Source organism: Streptomyces sp. NPDC034111 (assembly GCF_055575375.1).
Genome location: NZ_JBVIST010000029.1, coordinates 16,794 through 34,925, shown reverse-complemented (window position 1 = coordinate 34,925; position 18,132 = coordinate 16,794). Strand labels below are relative to the sequence as shown.

The window sequence follows — 18,132 nt, the reverse complement described above, 5'->3', positions numbered from 1 at the left end:
GTACGCCGGACGGGCACCGAACGACGAGGCCGCCGCACCCGGGCTGGATGCGGCGGCCTCGTCGTGTGCGGTCGCGGTGCCGGCTCAGACGCTGGCGACGGCGTCGGTGAAGTCCAGCCGCGGCGAGCGGGGGAAGAAGGCGTCGGTGCCCGGCTTGCCGATGTTGATGACGAGGAACGACTTCTGCTTGCCGTCGCCGAAGAACTCCTTGTCGATGCCGGTGAAGTCGAAGCCGGTCATCGGGCCGGCGGCCAGGCCGGCGGCGCGGATACCGACGATGAAGTAGCCGGCCTGGAGCGTGGCGTTCTGGGTGCCGGCGACCTCACGCCGGGCGGCCTCGGAGAAGAAGGTGTCCTTGATGCCCGGGGCGTGCGGGAAGAGGTGCGGCAGCTTCTCGTGGAAGTCCAGGTCCACGGAGAGGATCGCGGTCAGCGGGGCGGTCAGGGTCTTCGGGCCGTTGGCGCCCATGGCGTGCTGGACCAGGCGCTGACGGGCCTCCTCGGAGCGGACCAGGGTGATCCGCAGCGGGGACTGGTTGAAGGCCGTCGGGCCGTACTTCACCAGGTCGTAGATCGCCTGGACCTGCTCGTCCGTCACCGGCTCGTCCGTGAACGTGTTGGCGGTCTGGGCCTCGCGGAACAGCAGGTCCTGAGCGGCGGCGTCAAGGGCGAGAGTCATGAAGGCACCTCGGTGGGTCGGTGGGGTCAGGTTCAGGACCCACCCTAAAGCAGATAGATTAAGTTTCAACTAAATTCGGAGGTCGGTGTGAGCCGGTTCACAGCGACCCCGAGGTCCCCGCGGGTTCTCCGCCCGCCGGGGGACGGGCACGCAGCGCACGGTCCGCCGTGACGTTCCCCATAGGAAAATCCCGGGAAGCAGGGACAACTGCCCTGATTGACGGAGATCCTCCCCTGTCGGACACCCTGCCGCCCACAGATGACCGGCGGGCGAACTCTGGGCGTCCGGCCTGCTCAGCCTTACGATCAGCGCCTGCCGCACCGCGCACCCCCATACCGCGACGGCCTCTCATGTGCTTTCCCCTCTCCTTTTCACCAGAAGAAGGCTTCATGAAGCTTCGTCGTGCCCTGACGACGGTCGTCACGCCCGCCGTGCTGTCGCTCGCCCTCGCCGGGTGCTCCTCCGGCGGCACCGGCAACCCCTCGACGTCCGACTCCTCCTCCCACAGTGCCGCGAAGGACGCGCGGTCGGCGGACGCCCCCGATGCCGGCCTGCTCAACGGCGCCCGACTGAAGGGCCTGCTGCTTCCGGTGGGGGAGTTGCCCAAGGGCTACAAGACCGACCCGCAGGCCACCCGCGACTCGGGCAAGGTCTTCGCGGCCCCGTCGGCCAAGGCCCTCGACCTGGACGGCGCATGCCCCAAGCTGGAGGCCAGTGCCTGGATCCAGACCAGCGGCATCGAGGGGGCCTCCTTCGCCCAGGCGGACTTCGTCAACGCCTCCCAGGAGGAGTTCAACCAGGAGATCGACAGCTTCCGGGGGAACGACGCCCAGACGGTCATGAAGCGCCTGGAGAAGGTGCTCACCCACTGTGCGCACTTCACGGACACCACCGGTGGCACCTCCGCCGCCGTGACGATCAAGACCACCAAGCCGAAGATGGGCGACCAGGCCCTCAAGGCCGTGCTCACCGCACCTCAGTGGGAGGGCGGCACCACTCTGGTGGCGACGCGGGTCGGGAAGGCCGTCATCACCACCTTCTACAGCGTCCAGTCCAGTGACCTGGGCGCCGCCGGCCTCGGCCTGACCGAGAAGCTCGTGGCACGGGTGCGGGCCGCGAAGTAACCGACCGGGCGAGCCGCCCCGGGACCGCCGTCACGGGGCGGCGGTCACGGGGCGGCGGACCCCTGCCGCCGACCGTGATGCGGGCCGGGGTGCGACGACGCGGCCTAGCTCTCCTCCGCCAGCGCCGCATCCAGCCGGGCCCGCGCGCCGTCCAGCCAGCGGCGGCAGACCTTCGCCAGTTCCTCGCCGCGCTCCCACAGCGCCAGCGACTCCTCCAGTGTCGTGCCGCCCGCCTCCAGGCTCCGGACGACCTCGATCAGCTCGTCCCGCGCCTGCTCATAGCCGAGCGTGGACTCCACCGGGCCCACGTCCGCTGCATCCGCGTCCGGCCGGGACTGCGCATCGGCCGCCCCGGTGCCCGCACCGGCCGCCGCCTCCTGCTCGATGTCCGCCACGCCGTCCGTCTCCGTCCTCGCCTGCGCCTTCGCCATGTCTCCCACCCTATTCGGGGGCACCGACAGCGCCCTGGACGCCGCCCACCCGCACCCTGAATTCGCCCTCGGCCACCCGGGCCCGCAACTCCTCGTCCGCGCTGACCTCTTGTGGGGAGCGGACCGCCGCACCGTCCCGCTTCTGGAGCACCGCATAGCCGCGCTCCAGCGTCGCCTTGGGGGATAGCGCGACCACCCGCGCGAGGGTGTGCACCAGCTCCGAGTCGGCGCGGTCCAGCAGGTGGCCCAGCGTCCGCCGGCCGCGCTCCAGCAGGGCCGTGATCTGCTCCTCGCGCTCCTCGACCATCCGCTGCGGCCGCTGTATGCACGGCCGCTGGAGCGCCGCGGCCAGCCCCCGCTCCTCCCGCTGGAGAATGCCGTCGACCGCGCGCAGCGCCCGCTCCCGCAGCTGCCGCACCCGGACCAGCTCCTCGCCCACGTCCGGCACCACCTTCTTCGCCGCATCCGTCGGCGTCGAGGCGCGCAGATCGGCGACCAGGTCCAGCAGCGGGGTGTCCGGCTCATGCCCGATCGCCGAGACGACGGGCGTCGACGCCGCGCCCACGGCACGGACGAGCTGCTCGTCGGAGAACGGCAGCAGATCCTCCACGCTGCCGCCGCCCCGCGCCACGATGATCACGTCCACCTCGGGCAGCGCATCCAGCTCCTCGACCGCCGCGATCACCTGCGGCACCGCATGCACGCCCTGCACCGGCACGTTGCGCACCTCGAAGCGGACGGCCGGCCAGCGGTGCCGGGCGTTCTCCAGTACGTCCCGCTCCGCGGCGCTGGCCCGGCCGCAGACCAGCCCGATCAGCTGCGGAAGGAACGGCAGCGGCTTCTTGCGCTCCGCCGCGAACAGCCCCTCCGCCGCCAGCGACTTCTTCAACTGCTCCAGCCGGGCGAGGAGTTCACCGATCCCCACCGGCCGGATCTCGGCGGCGCGCAGCGACAGCTGGCCACGCGGCGCGTACCACTCCGGCTTGGCGTGCACCACCACCCGGGCGCCCTCGCTGATCACCTCGGCGACCTTGTCGAAGACCTGGCGGTAGCACGTCACGCTCAACGAGATGTCGTACGACGGATCGCGCAGCGTCAGAAAGACGACGCCCGCGCCGGGCCGCCGCGAGAGCTGGGTGATCTGCCCCTCGACCCACACCGCGCCGAGCCGGTCGATCCACCCGCCGATGAGCCGGGACACCTCGCCGACGGGGATCGGCGTTTCCGGGGACGTTGAGACAGCCATACGAGCGAGCGTAGCGGCGGGCACTGACAGTGGCCGCCGCCTCGCCCTCGGTCGCACACGACGCGGACGGGCCGTACGCCGCCGGCCCGTCCGCCCTCAGTGCCCTGCGCCGTCGGCCCCCGCTCGCTTCCCGTACTGCGCCGCCAGCACCACCAGCCCCACCACCAGCCATCCGCCGCCCACCACCTGCGCGGTCGGGGACGCCGCCACGAGCACCGCGGCCACCACCGCGAGCCCCAGCATCGGCGCCACCACATGCTTCAGCACGCTCGGCGCCGCGGCCCGCCCGCGGACCCGGAACCAGCCGATCACCGAGGCGTGCAGCAGCCCGAACGCGGTCAGCGCGCCCACATTCACGATCGACGACAGCTCGTCGAGCCCGTCGTCCCTGCGGGCCGCCCACACCGCCGCCACCAGCGTCACCAGGGCCGCCCCCAGCAGCGCCCGGCGCGGCACCCCGCTGCCCGCGTCCACCTCCGCCATCGCCCCCGGCAGCCGCCGGTCCCGCGCCATCGCGAACAGCAGCCGCCCGGCCGCCGCCTGCCCCGCCAGCGCCGCGAAGGCCGCCCCGATCGCCTTGCTCGCCGCCACCAGCTTCTGCAACCACACGCCCACCGCCGCATGCGCCGTCGTATAGAAGGCGTCCCCCTGCTCTCCCGGATGGGCCGCCAGTTCGGCCGCCGTCATCGGGGCGAGCAGCGCCGCCAGATACGTCTGTACGGCGAAGAGCAGCCCGGCCACCACCAGACAGGTCAGCACCGCCCGCGCCACCCGCTGGGCTCCTCCGGCGGCCTCCTCGGCGAACGACGCGATCGCGTCGAAGCCCAGATACGACAGCACCGCCACCGAGACCGCCGCCAGCACCGCGCCCGGCGAGAAGCCGCCCTCGCCCGTGAACGGCGCCGTCCAGCTCCGCTCGGGCCCCTGCGTGACCAGCACCCACACCGCCGCCACCACGAACACCACCAGCACCACGAGCTCCATCGCCAGCACCGCGAACCCGACCCGCGCCGCGGTCCGTACGCCCCACAGGTTCAGCAGCGTCGTCACCAGCACCGCCAGCGCCGTCCACACCCACTGGTGCACCGACGGCACCAGCGCATGCAGCGCGATCCCGGAGAACAGATACGCCACCGCCGGGATCAGCAGATAGTCCAGCATCGCCATCCAGCCGGCCACGAACCCCGCGCCCTCGCCCAGCCCCACCCGCGCATACGTATAGACCGACCCGGCCTGCGGGACCACCTGCACCATCTGGGCGTACGAATACGCCGTGAAGGCCATCGCGACGGTCGCCACGGCGTAGACGACGGTGACCGCGCCGTGCGAGGTGGCCTGGAGCGTGCCGAAGATGCCGACCGGCGCCATCGGGGCGATGAAGAGCAGGCCGTAGACGACCAGGTCCCGGAACGTCAGCGTCCGCCGCAGCGCGCCGTTCCCGGGCTCCTCGGTCCGCCGCAGCGAGCCCATCCCTGCCTCCTCGGTACGTTTCCGCCCCAGTCTGGGCCCGCGACCCGATCTTCCCGGCAGGAGGCGCGGCCTTACGATGGACCGCATGACTGCAACGCCCGGCCCGTCATCCGCCCGCAAGGTCCTGCTCGCCGCCCCCCGTGGCTATTGCGCGGGTGTGGACCGCGCCGTGATCGCCGTCGAGAAGGCCCTTGAGCAGTACGGCGCCCCCGTCTACGTGCGCCACGAGATCGTGCACAACAAGTACGTCGTGAAGACCCTGGAGAAGAAGGGCGCGATCTTCGTCGACGAGACCGAAGAGGTGCCCGAGGGCAACATCGTCATCTTCTCGGCGCACGGTGTCGCGCCCGTCGTCCACGAAGAGGCCAAGCGCGGCAAGCTCGCCACCATCGACGCGACCTGCCCGCTGGTCACCAAGGTCCACAAGGAAGCCGTCCGGTTCGCCAACGAGGACTACGACATCCTCCTGATCGGCCACGAGGGCCACGAAGAGGTCATCGGCACCAGCGGTGAGGCCCCCGACCACATCACCCTCGTCGACGGCCCCGAGGACGTCGCCAATGTCGAGGTCCGCGACCCGGAGAAGGTCGTCTGGCTCTCCCAGACCACGCTCTCGGTCGACGAGACCATGGAGACCGTGGACGCCCTCAAGGGACGCTTCCCCAACCTCCTCTCCCCGCCCAGCGACGACATCTGCTACGCCACCCAGAACCGCCAGACCGCGGTGAAGCAGATGGGCGCCGAGGCCGACCTGGTCATCGTCGTCGGCTCCAAGAACTCCTCGAACTCGGTCCGCCTCGTCGAGGTGGCCCTGGGCGCCGGCGCCCGCGCCGCGCACCTGGTCGACTACGCCGAGGAGATCGACGAGGCCTGGCTGGAGGGCGTCAGCACGGTCGGGGTCACCTCCGGTGCCTCGGTCCCCGAGATCCTCGTCCACGGCGTCCTGGACTGGCTCGCCCAGCGCGGCTACGAGGACGTCGAGACGATCACCGCCGCCGAGGAGTCCATCGCCTTCTCGCTGCCCAAGGAGCTCCGCCGCGATCTGCGCGCCGAGGCCAAGGCGGCCACCGGGGGCACCGAGAGCTGACACACCGGATCCGCCGTCCCCCGGGCGGCGGGGCCCGTACCCGCCTAGCCTTTTCCCCATGAGGGTCTTCGGTGTGGACATCGGCGGATCGGGCATCAAGGGCGCCCCGGTGGATCTGGAGCGCGGCGACCTCGCGGAGGAGCGCTACAAGGTACTGACCCCGCACCCGGCCACCCCGGATGCGGTCGCGGACTGCGTCAGACAGGTCGTGGCCCACTTCGAGTGGTCGGGGCCGGTCGGTGCGACCTTCCCCGGCGTGGTCACCGACGGCACGACCCGCACGGCCGCCAATGTCGACAAGGGCTGGATCGACACCGACGCCGCCGCCCTCCTCACCGGCCGGCTGGGCGGCGAGGCCGGCGGCTGCCCGGTCACCCTGCTCAACGACGCGGACGCGGCCGGCCTCGCCGAGATGCGCTTCGGCGCCGGCCTCGACCGGACCGGCACGGTCATCGTCCTCACCTTCGGCACCGGCATCGGCAGCGCCGTCTTCACCGACGGCCGGCTCGTCCCCAACACCGAACTCGGCCACCTGGAACTGCACGGCCACGACGCCGAGAAGCGCGCCTCCACCAAGGCCAAGGAGGACGAGGGGCTGAGCTGGCAGCACTGGGCGCACCGGGTGCAGAAGTACCTCGCCCATGTGGAGATGCTCTTCTCGCCCGAACTGTTCGTGATCGGCGGCGGGGTGTCCCGCAAGGCGGAGAAGTTCCTGCCGCTGATCGAGGGCATCAGGGCCGAGATCGTGCCGGCTCAGCTTCAGAACAATGCGGGGATCGTGGGGGCCGCGATGGCTGCCCATGCCGCTCGGGCTGGCGCGCCACCTGCCGCGGACGGTTCCCCGGCCGTGGCCGCACCCGCTCCGCCGCCTGCGCCGCCGGCCGGCCGTGCGGCCCGTCCTGCCCGCTCCGCGGTCGACTCACCCGTCGGCTGGCCCGACGCCGCGCGATGACCAGCACCCGCCGGACGAGCGCGATCAGCGCGCACACCAGCGTGCCGGCGTAGAGCCAGCCGGCGTCCAGCGCGAGGACGGTGAAGACGCCCATCACCAGCCCGCCGAACCCGTCGCCGCCGCGGTGGAGCGGCAGCGCGCCGAGCGTGAAGGCGATCGGCAGGGTGACCGGCGCGCAGATCAGGTCGTACGGCCTGACCCACAGCGCCGCGGCCACGCTCACCAGCAGGAAGAACACGCCGTACGGGCCCTGGGCGCCGCCGAGGACCAGCCGGTCCAGGAAGGCGAACGCCAGCAGCGCCAGCGTCGCCAGCAGCCAGCAGCCGAGGCCGGTCAGCTTGGCGGCCGGCAACCGGCGCGGCCGTCCGCCCGTCGGGGCGGGGGCGGGGTGCCGCGGGGGACGGGGCCGCCGGACCGCAGGGGATCCGCCGCCGTCCGGGGGCGCCACGGTGCGGCCCGGCGCCCGCGGTGCCGGGGCCGGCCGGGTGGGCCCCCGGACCGCGGCCGCCGCCGGCGCCGGGCCGCGTACCGGGGCGTGTACGGAGGCGGGCGCGGGGGCGGATGCCGGTACGGAGGCGAACCCGGAGGCCCGCATCGCGGAGAGAAAGGCGTCGTCGGGGTCGGGGGCCACGGCCTCCGCGGGGCGCGGGAGCCGGGTGTCCGTGTCCGTGGCCGGGCGGCCCGGCCGTGGCGGACCGTACTGGGGGGTGCGCGCTTCGTGTTGCTCCACGCGGCAACGGTAGGCCGCTAAGTGGTATTAACCGGTTACGGGACACGCGCTTTGTTCCGACCTTGGGACCGCGTTTTGTGCCGGGCTTGGGGCTGCGTTCGATACCCGGCCGGTGCGCGGGGCGGGCGCGGCCGGTGTGCGGGGCGGGGCGGCAGCTCCCGCTGGCGGCCGTTTGCCGCGGCCCGCCCCGTAGACTGGTGGATCGGCCCTCCCAGGACCCGGATCCGCTCTCCCGGATCAGGCCCCGGAGCGGCTGCCCACCCACCACCATCCTTCGGAAGTCGAGTCGCCACCGTGTCGCTCACGATCGGAATCGTCGGTCTGCCGAATGTCGGCAAGTCGACCATGTTCAACGCCCTGACCAAGAACGACGTGCTGGCGGCCAACTACCCGTTCGCCACCATCGAGCCGAACGTCGGCGTCGTCGGTGTCCCCGACCCCCGCCTCGCCAAGCTCGCCGAGATCTTCTCCTCCCAGAAGATCCTCCCCGCCACCGTCGACTTCGTCGACATCGCGGGCATCGTCCGCGGCGCCTCCGAGGGCGAGGGCCTGGGCAACAAGTTCCTCGCGAACATCCGTGAGTCCGACGCGATCTGCCAGGTCATCCGCGCCTTCAAGGACGAGAACGTCGTCCACGTCGACGGCAAGGTCTCGCCCAAGGACGACATCGAGACGATCAACACCGAGCTGATCCTGGCCGACCTCCAGACCATCGAGAAGGTCCTGCCGCGGCTGGTCAAGGAGTCCCGGATCAAGAAGGACGTGGCCCCGAAGGTCAAGGCCGTCGAGGAGGCCAAGGCCATCCTGGAGAGGGGCGACACCCTCTTCTCCCAGGGCATCGTCCAGGGCTCCGGCAACGAGGAGCTCCTCCACGACCTCCACCTCCTCACCACCAAGCCCTTCCTCTACGTCTTCAACGTCGACGAGGACGAGCTCACCGACGAGGACTTCAAGAACGAGCAGCGCGCCCTGGTCGCCCCGGCCGAGGCGATCTTCCTCAACGCCAAGCTGGAGGCCGACCTCGCCGAGCTCGACGACGACGAGGCCCTGGAACTCCTCCAGTCCGTCGGCCAGGACGAGCCCGGCCTCGCCACCCTCGCCCACGTCGGCTTCAACACCCTCGGCCTCCAGACCTATCTGACGGCCGGCCCCAAGGAAACCCGCGCCTGGACCATCAAGAAGGGCGCCACCGCCCCCGAGGCCGCCGGAGTCATCCACACCGACTTCCAGAAGGGCTTCATCAAGGCCGAGGTCATCTCCTTCGACGACCTGGTCGAGACCGGCTCGGTCGCCGACGCCCGCGCGGCCGGCAAGGCCCGCATGGAGGGCAAGGAGTATGTGATGCAGGACGGGGACGTGGTGGAGTTCCGGTTCAACGTGTAGCGCACGCCGCAGTATCGACATAGCGACCTGGCAGATGCTCAGGTCGGGCGGGGTCGGTCCCCTTCGGGGCCGACCCCGTTGCCATGCCCGTGTCTGTTTTTGCCCGTGTGGCAGTGATTTCTGCCCGATGGGGAGCGATTCCGCTTCCGATTGCCGTAATCGCGTCCTTCGTCTTGTCGCTCCGCCGTTGGTGTGCTTCAACTCACTTTCACATGTCACCAACCGCATAGGAGTCGATCACGGTGATCCGCACCGTCTGCACAGAACACCGGATGCGCGCTGCCGTCGTGGCTTTGGCGGTGGGGGCGCTGCTCGCGGGGTGCGCCGGTGGCGGCGGTGACGGTGGGTCTTCCGGGAGTCGTGTCCTCAACGTGCTGATGGTGGACAACCCGCAGATGCTCCAGCTGCGGAAGCTCACCGCGGACCATTTCACCGAAGAGACGGGCATCAAGGTCAACTTCACCGTGCTGCCGGAGAACGACGTCCGGGACAAGATCAGCCAGCATTTCTCCAGCCCGGCCGGGCTCTACGACGTCGCCACCGTCAGCAACTACGAGGTGCCGTTCTACGCGAAGAACAAATGGCTGCGGCCGCTGGACGGGTACGCAGCCAAGGACAGGACGTTCGACCAGGCCGACATCCTCGCGCCGATGCGGCAGTCGCTGACCGCGGACGACGGCAAGCTGTACGGCGAACCGTTCTACGGTGAGTCGTCCTTCCTGATGTACCGCAAGGACGTCTTCGCCGCCGAGGGCCTGAAGATGCCGGCCCGCCCCACGTGGCGGCAGGTCGCCGGCCTGGCAGCGAAGACCGACGGCGCGCAGCCGGGAATGAAGGGCATCTGTCTGCGTGGCCAGCCGGGTTGGGGGGAGGTGACCGCTCCGCTCACCACGGTCGTCAACACCTTCGGCGGAACGTGGTTCACCAAGGACTGGCGGGCGCAGCTCACCTCGCCCGCCTTCGAATCCGCCACCGAGTTCTACGTCGATCTCGTCCGGAAGCACGGCGAGTTGAACGCCGCCGAGTCCGGGTATGCCGAGTGCCTCAACGACTTCACCCACAGCAAGACCGCCATGTGGTACGACTCCACTGCTGCGGCCGGTTCCCTGGAGGCCCCGGGCTCCCGGGTGAAGGGCAAGGTCGGCTACGTCCCCGCCCCGGTCGACAAGACCGACCACTCGGGCTGGCTCTACACCTGGGCCTGGGGGGTGCGGAAGACATCCGACCAGCCCGACGACGCCTGGAAGTTCATCTCCTGGGCCTCGGGCAAGCAGTACCAGCGTCTCGTCGGACGGGTCAACGGATGGGCCAACGTGCCTGCCGGTACCCGCGCCTCCACCTACGCCAACCCCGACTACCGCGCCGCCGCAGCCGCGTTCGCGGACGTCACCCGCAACTCGATCAGCAGCGCCGACCCGCGTCACCCCGGCCTCCAGCCGCGGCCGACGATCGGTATCCAATTCGTCGGCATCCCGGAGTACTCCGATCTCGGCACCAAGGTTTCCTATGAGATCAGCAACGCCATCGCCGGAGCCCAGTCCGTCGACCAGGCCCTGCGCACCTCTCAGTCGTTCGCCGAGCAGGTCGCCGAGGAGTACCGGAAGCCATGAGCGCCGAGCCCGCGCCGTCAGGGCGGGGCCGGCGGTCGGATCCAGCCGAGTGAGCGCTCCACCGCCCGCTTCCAGTTCTCGTACTCCGACCGCCGCCGCTCGGGGTCCATGTCCGGCAGCCACTGGGCGGCCCGGTGCCAGTTGCGGCGCAGGACCTCCAGGTCGGGCCAGTAGCCGGCGGCGAGTCCGGCGGCGTAGGCGGCGCCCAGGGAGACCGTTTCGACGGCCATGGGGCGCACCACGGGAACGTCGAGCACATCGGCCAGGATCTGCATGAGCAGGTTGTCGGACGTCATGCCGCCGTCCACCTTGAGCATCTTCAGGGTGAGTGAGGAGTCGGCGTTCATGGCGTCGACCACCTCCCGGGTCTGCCAGCCGGAGGCCTCCAGCACGGCCCGGGCCAGGTGCCCCTTGGTGATGTACGAGGTGAGGCCGACGATGACACCGCGGGCGTCGCTGCGCCAGTGCGGCGCGTACAGGCCGGAGAACGCCGGGACGATGTAGCAGCCGCCGTTGTTCTCGACGCTGCGCGCGAGCGTCTCGATCTCGGGGGCGGTGCTGATCAGCCCCAGCCGGTCGCGGAACCACTGGACCAGCGCGCCGGTGACGGCGATCGGGCCTTCGAGTGCGTAGACCGCGGGCTGGTCCTCGATCTTGTAGGCGACGGTGGTGAGCAGCCCGTGCCGGGACCGTACGAGGTCGGTGCCGGTGTTGAGCAGCAGGAAACTGCCGGTTCCGTAGGTGCACTTCGCCTCGCCGCGGGCGAAGCAGGTCTGCCCGAACAGCGCCGCCTGCTGGTCACCGAGCGCCGCGGTGATACGGACGCCCGGGAGGACGGAACGGGCGGTTCCGTAGGTCTCGGCCGAGGAGTGGATCTCCGGGAGCATCGGGCGGGGAACCCCGAAGAACTCCAGCAACTCCTCGTCCCAGTCGAGGGTGCTGATATTCATGAGCATGGTGCGGCTGGCGTTGGTGACGTCGGTGAGGTGCATACCGCCGGCCGGCCCGCCGGTGAGGTTCCAGATCAGCCAGCTCTCCATCGTGCCGAACAGCACCTCGCCGTCCTCCGCGCGCTGCCGCAGCCCGTCGACATGGTCGAACAGCCAGCGGATCCGGGGGGCGGAGAAGTACGTGGAAGGCGGCAGGCAGCAGCGCCGGAGGAAGAACTCGTCCCCGGGCCGGTTTCTGAGCTCCTCGACCAGCGGAGCCGTACGGGTGTCCTGCCAGACGATCGCCCTGCCCAGCGGCGTGCCCGTACGCCGGTCCCACAGCACGGTCGTCTCACGCTGGTTGGCGATCCCGATGGCGGCGACCTCACCGGGGCTGACATCGGCGTCGGAGAGCGCCTGCGGCACCACGCGCTCCAGGGTGTGCCAGATCTCGACGGCGTCGTGCTCGACCCACCCGGGCCGGGGGAAGTGCTGCTGGTGCTCCCGCTGGGCGACCGACACCAGCCGCCCCTGGTGGTCGAACAGGATGCACCGGGTGGAGGTGGTGCCCTGGTCGATGGACATCACATACCGCTCAACCATGATCAGCCTTCCGTTCGGTGCAGAGGGCGGCGGGGCTCACCAGCGGGCGGCCCCCAGATCTCTGGAGATCGCCCGGGCGGCGTGGCGGACCTGGGTGACCAGGGCCGGCTGCGGGACCCCTTTGGAGTCGCAGATCCGCTCGATCGTGCCGGAGACGCCGATGGCGCCCACCACGAGGCCGCCGTGGCCCCGGATCGGCGCGGCGACGCCGGCCTCGCCCGTGATCATCTCTTGTACTTCGGCAGCCCACCCGAGCTCCCGGACCTCGGTGAGCGCCTGCGTCAGGAGCTCCGGGGCGACCAGGGTGTGCCGGGTGTACGCCTCCAGCCCGGCCTCCACCGCCGGCTCCAGGGGCATGCTGCCGAAGGCCAGCAGCACCTTGCCGAGCGAGGAGGCGTGCAGGGGCAACAGCGCGCCCACGTCCAGGGTCTGGAGGGTGTCGTCGGGGCGGAAGACGTGGTGGACGATGAGCACCTTGCCCTCCAGGGGAGCGCCCAGGCGGACCGCCTCCCCGCTGCGGGCGGCCAGGGCGTCGGCCCAGTTGATCGAGCGGGACCGCAGCTCGTTCACGTCGAGGTAACTGGTGCCCAGGTGCAGCAGCGCGGCCCCGAGCTGGTACTTTCCGGTCGCCGGGTCCTGCTCGACGAAGTCGATGTTCTGAAGGGTGCGCAGGATGCCGTGGGTGGTGCCCTTCGCCAGCCCGAGCGATGCGGCCACCTCACCGAGCCCGAGCCGACGGGGCCCACTGGCGAGCAGACGCAGGATTGCCGCCGCCCGTTCGATCGACTGGACCGGGCCGGCCATGAGGCAATCGTAGTCCCGCGGTCGGCATCTGCCGGGTGGGACGGCCCTTCGCAGACCGGCGTTCGGTAATGCCGACCGGCGTTCATTGACCGCCCCCACCGTTCCCCCTAGCGTCCTTCTCAAGGCCGGCGTCCAGCCGGCAGGGGCCTCGGAGGAGGCGGCATGACGGCACAGCTTGAAGCAGTGGTGGGGGAGGCGGCGGAACATGTCTTTCCGCTGCCGCACATCCCCGAGGCTGTCTCGGTCGTACGCCGGCGGGTGCGTACGGTCCTGGCCGACTGGAACCTGGCCCCGGACCTCACCGAGGACGCGCTCCTGGTGATCTCGGAGCTGATCACCAACGCGGTCGTGCACGCTCTGCCGCCGGCGGTGCTGCGGCTGTCACGGGACGCCGACGGACGCGACGCCCTGCGCGTCGAGGTCACCGACGCGGGGCCCGCGGCGGCGGACCGGCGGCCGGCCGTCGAGCTCTGCGCGGGCGAGCACGGCCGCGGGCTCGGCATCGTCACCGCCCTGGCGGCCCGGTGCGGCACCCGGGTCCACGCGGGCGGTATCACCTGGTGGGCGGTGCTCCTCGCCGCGTGAGCCGTGCGGCGTGAGCCGTGCGGCCACGGCCGGCCACGGCCTTCGCGACCCCGCTGCCGGTCGTCGTCGCCCTCCGCGCCCGTGGTTGGCTGCGTCCACCCGGTGAGTCATGCTGGACCTGTGGACACGTGCCCGTCATACGGACACGAACCGACCGTCCTCACCTCGCGACAGGGCCTGCCCGACGAGCCCGTGAGGGCCGGTATGAACCTTCTCCGCGGGTACGGCGCTGTGGGCCCTGCTCGCCCCTGCGCAAGGCCCTGGGGCGAGGGCCGCGACGTACGGCGTCGTGGCCCTGGACGAAGCCCCCTGTCACCTCGCCGCAGCTGTCCGACAGCCTCGCCGGTCCTGCGCGGAGGGGACGGTCCACGGAGGTGGATCATGTTCAAGGCCATCAGATGCAGCCGCTGCGAACGGCGTTACCGGAAGTGGTCCGCCGATGCGGACCGCTGGAACATGGTGTTCGACCGCGGGTACTTCACCGGTACATATCTGTGCCCCAAGTGTCAGACGCCCGAAGAGAACATGGAGGCCGAGGTCCAGGAGTCGATGCTGGACTACAGCCGGCAGACCACCGACGAGGAAGGGCGTTGGCGGATACCGGTGAAGGGCGCGGTGGACCGTCAGATCGGGATGCTCGACGTCGGCGAGGAAGGGACCGCCGTTCAACTGATCGCCGTACGCGAGGAGGACACGGTCCGGGTGGGCGTCACCAAGTTCAGCGACGCTCGGGTCGCGGCGTTGCTGTGCGACGGACTGGTCCCGGCGGCACGGCAGCTCCTCAGCAGCTCCGGCGAGGCGGAGGGCGAAGGGCCCGGGCCCACCATGATGACGGTGAGCGATGATCTGGAGCCGGACACCATCGCCGTGGAACGCACGGAGACGCCCGACCACCAGGAAGCGGACATCATCCGCGTGCCCCATGAGGTCGACTGCGAAGTGCTGACGGCCTTCGCGCCCGAGATCGCCGAACAGCTGCGCGCGGAGTCGTACCGGCATTGACCACCCGCCTGTGTGGGGTCGCCACTCATGTCGGAATCGCCACCCACCGGTCCTCCCACCGGCCCGCTGTCGAAGCCGCCACCGGGAGGGCGGAGACCGGCGCGCCCGCACTCCCGCCGCAGACAACTGATCATGATCCTGGTCGGGCTGCTCTCGTTCGCCGTGGCGGCCGCGCTCTTCCTCCACACCCGGCAGGAGCAGCAGGAACGGCAGCAGCAGGGGGAGATCCTCCTCCAGCCGGCCACCGATCCGGGCCCCGGCCCGTTCACGGCTTCGGTGGCACGTCCTGCCCCTGCCGTCTCGGCCCCTGGTGACACCCAGCCGCCCGCGGGCGGCGGAAACGTGGTGGTCGCCAGCCGGCGCGGCGGCGAGCCCGGCCTGTTCGGCGGGACCAGGAAGGTCTCCCACTGCGACGCCCGCCGCCTGGTGGACTTCCTGGTCGAGCACCCGGGCAAGGGCCAGGCATGGGGCGCGGCCCTCGGCCTCACCGTTGCCGACATCCCCCGCTACGTCGCCGGCCTCACCCCGGTGCTGCTGACCGCGGACACCCGGGTCACCAACCACACCTACCGCGCCACCCGGGCGACGCCGTACCAGTCGGTCCTCCAGGCCGGCACCGCCGTACTGGTGGACCGGTACGGGGTGCCGCGCGTGCGCTGCTCCTGCGGCAACCCCCTGCTCCCGCCCACGGCGGTCCGGGCCAAGCCGGTCTACACCGGTCCGCGCTGGCCCGCGTTCCAGCCGGGCAGAACGATGCTGGTACTTCCCGCGCCCCGGCCCCTGGAGGCCCTGGTGCTCACCGATGTCACGACCCGGGAGCGCTTCATCCGACCGGTGACCGGCACCGGCTCCACCGACCGGAACGCCCCCGCGGCCACGACCGAACCGCCGGGCTCCCCGTCGGAGCCGCAGTCGCTGCCGAGCGCTCCGGCACCCCCTGCCACTCCCCGGCCACCCGAGCCACCACCGCCCGCCCCGCCCGGGGCCACGGACCGGCTGCTGAAGATCAAGCTGGTCACCACCCAGGCGTGCAGCGACTCCGGCAACGCCGACCCCAAGCCGTACGCCACCGTCCGCATCGGCGACACGGAGCTCAGTACCGGCCCGGACGGAACGGGGCGCGGCACCATCGCCCCCGGAGCGCACGAGGTGACCGGTACACCGCCGCCGGTGCTCTCGGTCAACGTGAGACTCACCGCCGGCGCCGGCTCGGGCACGCACGGCCCGAACGGGGCGACCGCGGTCTTCACCCCCACCTCCGAGCCCCCGGCCGCCGCGAGCGACTACGAGGTCGCGGTGCGCTTCGAGAAGACCGACGGCACCTGCGGCACCCCAGGGGCGGCCGGCTCGCCGTAAGCCCCGCCGCGCCAGGAACGGTCGGGGTGCCCCACTGCCCCCCGCACCGCCCAGGAAGCCGCACGTCACCACTACACCCGCCCACCCCCCGAAGGGGGGTGGGCGGCGGGGAAAAAACCAACAGGGCCAGCGGAACACCAACGGGGCGAACAGGACCGCAACGGCTAACGGGGCCAACGCAACCCGGCCCAGTGCACCCCCTGTTGATCCATTCTCACCCGGATCAGCCCCCCTCGGCATCCTCTTCGGGGACGAAAATGCCGGGTTTGCCGGCGCCTAGCGTGGACGCATGACCGAGAGCGTGAGCAGGACGGAAACGGTGGGCGGCGTCGGCGCGGTGCGTGCGGCGGGGCGGGATCTGGTGTGTGTCGCCGGGGACGGTGTGGAGCTGGCGGTACGGGACCACGGTGGGGACGGGGTCCCGGTGTTGTTGCTGCACGGGGCGGGGCGGACCTTGGCGGACTGGGCGCGGGTGGCGCCACTTCTGGCCGTGGGGCACCGGGTGTTGGCGATGGACCTCCGGGGGCACGGGCGGTCCGGGGACGGGACGGTGCCGTGGACGTTCGAGGTGGCCGTGGCGGACGTCGCGGCGGTACTGGCGGCGTGCGGGGTGCCGGAGGCCGTGGTGGTGGGGCATTCGATGGGCGGCATGGTGGCCGCGCTGTGCCTGGAGCAGCTGGCCGGGCCGCCCGCCGCGGTGAACCTTGACGGGCACGGGATGGGGCGGCCGGAGCAGTACGTGGGGCTGGACGCGGCGTATGTGCGCGAACGGCTGGCGGAGGCCAGGAAGTTCGCCGAGGAGGCGGGCGGGCGGCCCTTCGACGCCGCGGCGTTGGAGGGTGTGCTCGGGTATCAGGCGGCCATGGCCGCCGAGTTGGGGATTCCCGGTGAGCTGATGGCGGCCGGGGTGCGGCGGTCGCTGGGCGAGACCGGGGACGGGCGGCTGTTCCTGCGGCCGGGGCGCGGGCAGGCGGCGGAGGCGCAGGAGGCCATGGCGGGGCTCGATCTGTTCGCGCTCTACCGGCGGGTGACGCGGCCGTTGCTGATCGCACGGGCGCTGCGGCCCAACCCACCGGTGCCGGGCGTGCCGCCGTGGTTCGACGAGCTGATGGCGGCGTACGGGGAGGGGCTGCGGCGGGATCTGGCGGAGCTGGGGCGGACGCAGCCGCAGGTGACCGTCGCGGGGGTGGACGGTACCCATGCGATGCTGCTGGAGCGGCCCGAGGAGGTCGCGGCGCTGGTGGCCGGGTTCGTGGCGGAGTCGGCCGGATCCTGAGGTCCCGGGGCGGGCGCCGGCGTCAGCGGGGAAACAGCTGGAAGAGCGTGGCCGGGCGGCCTCGGTAGCGTTCGCCGCCGGCGCGCAGCGTCTGCTCGATGAAGGTGCGGGCGTACGTGCGCGGGTCCTGCTCCGGGCCGCCCAGGCCCTTGATGTACGCGGCGTGGGCCGCCAGTGAGGCGACCGCACGGTCGATCCCGGGGCCCACCTCGGCGGCGTGGGTGGGGTACGGCGAGCCGGCCACGGCCACCCAGCGGACGCCGTTCCAGGGGGCCAGCCCCTGCGCATCGACGAGTTCGGGGAAGATCCAGCGGTTGCCGGCGTCGCCCGCCGCGTCCAGGACGGCGCGGCCGACCACCCGGTGGTCGGGGGTGTTCCACTGCACTCCGCCCCAGGTGTCGTGGTGGTTGAGGGTGATCAGAAGCTCGGGGCGGTGGCGGCGGATGGCGGCGGAGAGGTCGCGGCGCAGCGCCGTACCGGCCTCGATGGTGCCGTCGTGGTGGCCGTCGAGGAACTCGACGGTGTGGACGCCGACGAGCGCCGCGCCGACCCGCTGTTCGGACTCGCGGAGCCGCGCGCACTCCTCCGGTACCAGCCCGTCGATACCGGCCTCGCCGCGGGTGACCAGGAGGTAGCTGACCTCGCGGCCCGAGGCGGTCCATTCGGCGATCGCGGCCGCGGCGCCGTACTCGAGGTCGTCGGGGTGGGCGACGACGGCGAGGGCCCGCTGCCAGTCCTTGGGCATGGGGGAGAGGTGGGTTTCGGCGGGCATGGTGACGTTCTTCCCTTCCGGGTCCCGTTCGGCGAGCCGGAACCGGTTGTCGGGTGGGTCCCGGTCGATCGTGACATGGAGGGCGCGTGTGCAC

General features: G+C 71.6%; 16 protein-coding genes and 1 pseudogene. 9 read left to right on the top strand and 8 right to left on the bottom strand.

Annotated features, from left to right (window positions below):
• Positions 1 to 84: 84 nt before the first annotated feature.
• Complete coding sequence (locus ACZ55A_RS35550) at positions 85 to 678, bottom strand: malonic semialdehyde reductase (RefSeq protein ID WP_468849027.1); 594 nt, start codon at positions 676 to 678, stop codon at positions 85 to 87.
• Between the two features lie 389 nt (positions 679 to 1,067).
• On the opposite strand from ACZ55A_RS35550, the gene ACZ55A_RS35545 reads away from it, so the two are divergent.
• The gene (locus ACZ55A_RS35545; RefSeq protein ID WP_468849025.1) at positions 1,068 to 1,802 is read left to right on the top strand and encodes a hypothetical protein; all 735 of its coding nucleotides are present in this window, start codon (positions 1,068 to 1,070) and stop codon (positions 1,800 to 1,802) included.
• A 104-nt stretch (positions 1,803 to 1,906) separates the two neighbouring features.
• Here ACZ55A_RS35545 and ACZ55A_RS35540 read toward each other — a convergent pair whose 3' ends face one another.
• From ACZ55A_RS35540 to ACZ55A_RS35530, 3 genes are all read right to left on the bottom strand, one after another.
• Positions 1,907 to 2,110: an exodeoxyribonuclease VII small subunit gene (locus ACZ55A_RS35540; RefSeq protein WP_468849076.1), complete on the bottom strand. Its 204-nt coding sequence runs from the start codon at positions 2,108 to 2,110 to the stop codon at positions 1,907 to 1,909.
• 133 nt (positions 2,111 to 2,243) lie between these two features.
• Positions 2,244 to 3,479, bottom strand: coding sequence for an exodeoxyribonuclease VII large subunit (gene xseA, locus ACZ55A_RS35535; protein ID WP_468849024.1), 1,236 nt, complete (start codon positions 3,477 to 3,479; stop codon positions 2,244 to 2,246).
• 96 nt (positions 3,480 to 3,575) lie between these two features.
• Positions 3,576 to 4,949: an APC family permease gene (locus tag ACZ55A_RS35530; RefSeq protein WP_468849022.1), complete on the bottom strand. Its 1,374-nt coding sequence runs from the start codon at positions 4,947 to 4,949 to the stop codon at positions 3,576 to 3,578.
• Between the two features lie 76 nt (positions 4,950 to 5,025).
• On the opposite strand from ACZ55A_RS35530, the gene ACZ55A_RS35525 reads away from it, so the two are divergent.
• The gene (locus ACZ55A_RS35525; protein ID WP_468849020.1) at positions 5,026 to 6,036 is read left to right on the top strand and encodes a 4-hydroxy-3-methylbut-2-enyl diphosphate reductase; all 1,011 of its coding nucleotides are present in this window, start codon (positions 5,026 to 5,028) and stop codon (positions 6,034 to 6,036) included.
• 58 nt (positions 6,037 to 6,094) lie between these two features.
• The gene (ppgK, locus tag ACZ55A_RS35520) at positions 6,095 to 6,988 is read left to right on the top strand and encodes a polyphosphate--glucose phosphotransferase (protein WP_468849019.1); all 894 of its coding nucleotides are present in this window, start codon (positions 6,095 to 6,097) and stop codon (positions 6,986 to 6,988) included.
• 13 nt (positions 6,989 to 7,001) lie between these two features.
• Here ppgK and ACZ55A_RS35515 read toward each other — a convergent pair.
• Positions 7,002 to 7,583, bottom strand: a pseudogene (locus ACZ55A_RS35515) (DUF6542 domain-containing protein); the annotation flags it as partial.
• Between the two features lie 429 nt (positions 7,584 to 8,012).
• Here ACZ55A_RS35515 and ychF point away from each other — a divergent pair.
• Entirely contained in the window at positions 8,013 to 9,101 is a 1,089-nt protein-coding gene (gene ychF / locus ACZ55A_RS35510; protein ID WP_468849017.1) for a redox-regulated ATPase YchF, read from the top strand.
• A gap of 272 nt (positions 9,102 to 9,373) precedes the next feature.
• Positions 9,374 to 10,711: an ABC transporter substrate-binding protein gene (locus tag ACZ55A_RS35505; RefSeq protein WP_468849074.1), complete on the top strand. Its 1,338-nt coding sequence runs from the start codon at positions 9,374 to 9,376 to the stop codon at positions 10,709 to 10,711.
• Between the two features lie 17 nt (positions 10,712 to 10,728).
• Here ACZ55A_RS35505 and glpK read toward each other — a convergent pair whose 3' ends face one another.
• On the bottom strand, positions 10,729 to 12,243 hold the full coding sequence (gene glpK / locus ACZ55A_RS35500; RefSeq protein ID WP_468849016.1) for a glycerol kinase GlpK: 1,515 nt from the start codon (positions 12,241 to 12,243) through the stop codon (positions 10,729 to 10,731).
• A 36-nt stretch (positions 12,244 to 12,279) separates the two neighbouring features.
• On the bottom strand, positions 12,280 to 13,047 hold the full coding sequence (locus ACZ55A_RS35495; protein ID WP_468849015.1) for an IclR family transcriptional regulator: 768 nt from the start codon (positions 13,045 to 13,047) through the stop codon (positions 12,280 to 12,282).
• A 162-nt stretch (positions 13,048 to 13,209) separates the two neighbouring features.
• Between ACZ55A_RS35495 and ACZ55A_RS35490 the strand changes: the two genes are divergently transcribed.
• From ACZ55A_RS35490 to ACZ55A_RS35475, 4 genes are all read left to right on the top strand, one after another.
• A complete protein-coding gene (locus tag ACZ55A_RS35490; protein ID WP_468849014.1) occupies positions 13,210 to 13,632 on the top strand; it encodes an ATP-binding protein in 423 nt (140 codons plus the stop codon).
• Positions 13,633 to 14,013: 381 nt separating this feature from the next.
• A complete protein-coding gene (locus ACZ55A_RS35485) occupies positions 14,014 to 14,634 on the top strand; it encodes a hypothetical protein (RefSeq protein WP_468849013.1) in 621 nt (206 codons plus the stop codon).
• A gap of 132 nt (positions 14,635 to 14,766) precedes the next feature.
• On the top strand, positions 14,767 to 15,990 hold the full coding sequence (locus ACZ55A_RS35480; protein WP_468849011.1) for a DUF6777 domain-containing protein: 1,224 nt from the start codon (positions 14,767 to 14,769) through the stop codon (positions 15,988 to 15,990).
• A 289-nt stretch (positions 15,991 to 16,279) separates the two neighbouring features.
• Positions 16,280 to 17,266 (top strand): alpha/beta fold hydrolase, encoded by a 987-nt coding sequence (locus ACZ55A_RS35475; RefSeq protein WP_468849008.1) that lies wholly within the window; start codon positions 16,280 to 16,282, stop codon positions 17,264 to 17,266.
• A 22-nt stretch (positions 17,267 to 17,288) separates the two neighbouring features.
• On the opposite strand, the gene ACZ55A_RS35470 is transcribed toward ACZ55A_RS35475, so the two are convergent.
• The gene (locus tag ACZ55A_RS35470) at positions 17,289 to 18,038 is read right to left on the bottom strand and encodes a PIG-L deacetylase family protein (RefSeq protein WP_468849006.1); all 750 of its coding nucleotides are present in this window, start codon (positions 18,036 to 18,038) and stop codon (positions 17,289 to 17,291) included.
• Positions 18,039 to 18,132 lie beyond the last annotated feature (94 nt).